Genomic DNA, 3,291 nt, shown 5'->3' with positions numbered 1-3,291 from the left:
GTTTTGAGTGCGAAGGGAGAGAGTATCGGTAGGGGAGACATTCTTAGGGTCGTTGGCTAGTGTTTTATCTTTACTTGATAAACAAGCTTTTGTGAAAGGGACACACCAATCACCCTCTTTACCTATCACTTTATCTTGATTGAAACGAGCTTCGATAGCTCTAGCATAGGCGGTGTTGGAGTTTGGCAATATTTCCCGTCCATTTAAGTATCTATCGTTTTCTTTTGTTTGATTCCCAAGTCTTATGCCATCTGCTTCGTTCCACTTATCCGAATCAAAAAAAGCATCTATATCCTCAAACACAAAATCTAACTTTGCATACACTGCATCAGCACAATCTGCCATATTTTTAAATTTATTAATCATTATTTTATTTGTTGCCATTTATTGTCCTTAAGTATAAAATGCGTATTAAAGCCACAAGTTAATATTTTGTGTTCATTCAATCTAAACCCTGCTCCCTCATCGCCACTTAGCCATAAGCCATAGTTATGGTATCCAATATCTATCCCTTGATAAATGAGATTTTTCTTACCATCATCGTCTATATAGAAATATTCATAATTTATATATTGAATAATCCTGCTATATTTTGTAGATATTATTTTTTCGTTTTCATATAATCCATAACCGCTTCTTAATTGTAATCTGTAGCCATTTGACAGATGAGCATTATAATTTGTTTTTTCTGTCTCCTTATATAGCCTTTCATCATGGATATAGTATCCGCTCTCATTTTTACACATATCCCTTGCCACATAATATTGCCAATCCATATATTTAAAACTACACCCACCCACAAAAAATAAGATAAAGAATAAGGATATTATTGATATTAAGATTCTCTTTAATGTAAATATTTGCTTAAGTTTTAGCATTATTATTTCTTATTTTCATAAACATAGTGAAGCATTGCATAACTTGCATCGGCACAATCAGCATAGTCTTTGAATCTTTTAATCAATTCTCTACTTCTACCCATTTGTTATCCTTTAAATAAAATCTCCTGCTTACATCCCCAAGATAAAGTTCTCTTTCAATGTCCCAATGGAATCCTCCCCCCTCATCACCATGTAGCCATAAGCCATATTCTGTATATATAAAACCTCTCAAATAAAAAATAGTATGATTAACACCATTAGAATCTGTATAAACGAGAGTATGCACCACTTCCTCTTTAATTCTACTATTTATTTGTTTAATTTCAACTTTTTCTGGTTCTCTACTGAGATAATAGCCATTAGACAACTTAGCGTGAATCCCATTTTTATTGATGTCCTCATATAGCTCTGGCTCTACAACATATCCTCCACCATTTTTTGCTCCCAAATATTTAAACTTATACCACTGCCAATCCATAAGTCTAAATGAACACCCACCCACAAAGAATAAAATCACACACAAAGAAATTAGAAAGATTAAGATTCTCTTAATTGTAAATATTTGCTTAAGTTTTAGCATTATCATTTCTTATTCTCAAACACAAAATCTAGCATTGCATAACTTGCATCAGCACAATCAGCATAATCTCTAAACTTCTGTATCATTTCTTTATTGGTCATTGGTTGCATCCTTTATATAAAATATATTATTATCTAAATAATAATCTCCTACTTTTTTTGTTTTCCAATGAAATCCTCCTCCCTCATCTCCACCTAACCATAAACCATAATAAACATATTTAAAACCTTTTACCTTAGCTATGATATGTCGTTTGTGGCTTGAATCATGATACTGGTATCTTATAAAATTATATTCACCAATTCTACTATATCTTTTAATAATTTTATCTTCTTTTGTTGCACTAGGATTAGATTCTACTTCATATCCATTTGACAAAATACCTTTATACAATATATCTCCATTTGGTAATATTAAATTAAAATAGTATATCCCACCATTTTTTTTTCTCAATATTTCAACCTCTTTATATAATTTTTCATCATAAACATACACACCACTTTCATTTTCTAGTAATTCTTTAAACTTATACCATTGCCAATCCATAAGTCTAAAACTACACCCACCTACAAAGAATAAGATAAAAAATAAAGATATTAGGGATATTAAGATTCTTTTTATCGTAAATATTTGTTTAAGTTTTAGTATCATCATTGCTTACTTTCATACACAAAATCTAGCATTGCATAGCTTGCATCAGCACAATTTGCATAATCTTCTAAATTTCTGTATTAGTTCTCTATTTTTACCCATTCATTATCCTTTAAATAAAATGTATTTATATATGAGTTATTTTTTGTCAAAAATCCACCAAGTTCCCTTTCAATGTCCCAATAGAATCCTGCCCCTTCATCACCACTTAACCATAAGCCATAATCTGTATATATAAAGCCTCTAGCATAAGATATAATATGCTTATCACCATTTTTATCAATAAAGTATTTGCCAAAAGCTCTATATTCTTGTATTCTACTATCAATATTACTAAAATTATGTTCATCATTTTCTCGTATCAAACCATACTCATTAGAAAGCATATCTCTTTGCATTGCCTCTTTATGTAATTCCTGCTCAAAAATATATAACCCACTTTCATTTTCTAGTAATTTTTTAAACTTATACCACTGCCAATCCATAAGCTTAAATGAACAACCACCTACAAAGAATAAGATAAAAAATAAAGATATTAGAAAGATTAAGATTCTCTTAATTGTAAATATTTGCTTAAGTTTTAGCATTATCATTTCTTATTCTCATATACATAATGAAGCATTGCATAGCTCGCATCAGCACAATCGGCGTAATCCTTAAATTTCTGTATCAATTCTCTATTTGTCATTCTTAAGGTCTCCAAATATTTGTGATAATTATACCAAGTAATACCATAATAAAAAGTGAAGTTAAACTGATAAAAAAATAGTGAAATATTTTTTGAGGTAATGATATGGGGTTTAATTGCATATTTTTATGAAATTTACTTAAATATGGATATGTTATCCAAACCATACAAGCCCAGATTGTAAATAATACACCAAATGATGGTCTAGCAATTTCATCTATTATTTGCAAAAAGAATCCTACAAAAAATATCAATATTACTATTATTGCAAAACTATTGAAGCAAGATTGTATAAATTTTGATTTTGTGCGGATAAGTGGGTATATAAGCCAAATGACAAGAGAAAGGATAACAAACAAAAACACCCAAGAAAATAAATCATATATATCCATTCTACACCACCTCTTTAGATTCTAAAAGATGAGATTCTATATTAATAGGATAATCATCTTGCTCCATAATCTATCTCATCATCTTTAATATTATGCTTT

5 protein-coding genes and 1 pseudogene are annotated in these 3,291 nt (G+C 29.7%); all 6 read right to left on the bottom strand.

Annotation, left to right across the window (positions count from 1 at the left end; translation table 11 throughout):
* Positions 1–384, bottom strand: a pseudogene (locus tag CQA53_RS10550) (lipase family protein); the annotation flags it as partial.
* On the bottom strand, positions 366–878 hold the full coding sequence (locus CQA53_RS10545; RefSeq protein WP_115543920.1) for a hypothetical protein: 513 nt from the start codon (positions 876–878) through the stop codon (positions 366–368). The pseudogene CQA53_RS10550 and the gene CQA53_RS10545, both read right to left, overlap by 19 nt.
* Positions 879–960: 82 nt before the next feature.
* Entirely contained in the window at positions 961–1,461 is a 501-nt protein-coding gene (locus CQA53_RS10540) for a hypothetical protein (RefSeq protein WP_115543919.1), read from the bottom strand.
* A gap of 90 nt (positions 1,462–1,551) precedes the next feature.
* Positions 1,552–2,115, bottom strand: a complete 564-nt coding sequence (locus tag CQA53_RS10530; protein WP_147290040.1) for a hypothetical protein — start codon at positions 2,113–2,115, stop codon at positions 1,552–1,554.
* A gap of 77 nt (positions 2,116–2,192) precedes the next feature.
* Complete coding sequence (locus tag CQA53_RS10525; protein ID WP_115543916.1) at positions 2,193–2,699, bottom strand: hypothetical protein; 507 nt, start codon at positions 2,697–2,699, stop codon at positions 2,193–2,195.
* A 103-nt stretch (positions 2,700–2,802) separates the two neighbouring features.
* Positions 2,803–3,030 carry a hypothetical protein gene (locus CQA53_RS12210; protein ID WP_147290039.1) on the bottom strand — a complete coding sequence of 76 codons (228 nt, stop codon included), beginning with the start codon at positions 3,028–3,030 and terminating at the stop codon, positions 2,803–2,805.
* Positions 3,031–3,291 lie beyond the last annotated feature (261 nt).

It is taken from the genome of Helicobacter didelphidarum (assembly GCF_003364195.1).
GTDB lineage: Bacteria > Campylobacterota > Campylobacteria > Campylobacterales > Helicobacteraceae > Helicobacter_A > Helicobacter_A didelphidarum.
This window is presented reverse-complemented; position numbering and strand designations above follow the sequence as displayed.

Excerpts from the sequence above, each read along its gene's own strand:
- CQA53_RS10545 (WP_115543920.1), bottom strand. The coding sequence starts at position 878 with ATGCTAAAACTTAAGCAAATATTTACATTAAAGAGAATCTTAATATCA.
- CQA53_RS10540 (WP_115543919.1), bottom strand. The coding sequence starts at position 1,461 with ATGCTAAAACTTAAGCAAATATTTACAATTAAGAGAATCTTAATCTTT.
- CQA53_RS10530 (WP_147290040.1), bottom strand. The coding sequence starts at position 2,115 with ATGATGATACTAAAACTTAAACAAATATTTACGATAAAAAGAATCTTA.
- CQA53_RS10525 (WP_115543916.1), bottom strand. The coding sequence starts at position 2,699 with ATGCTAAAACTTAAGCAAATATTTACAATTAAGAGAATCTTAATCTTT.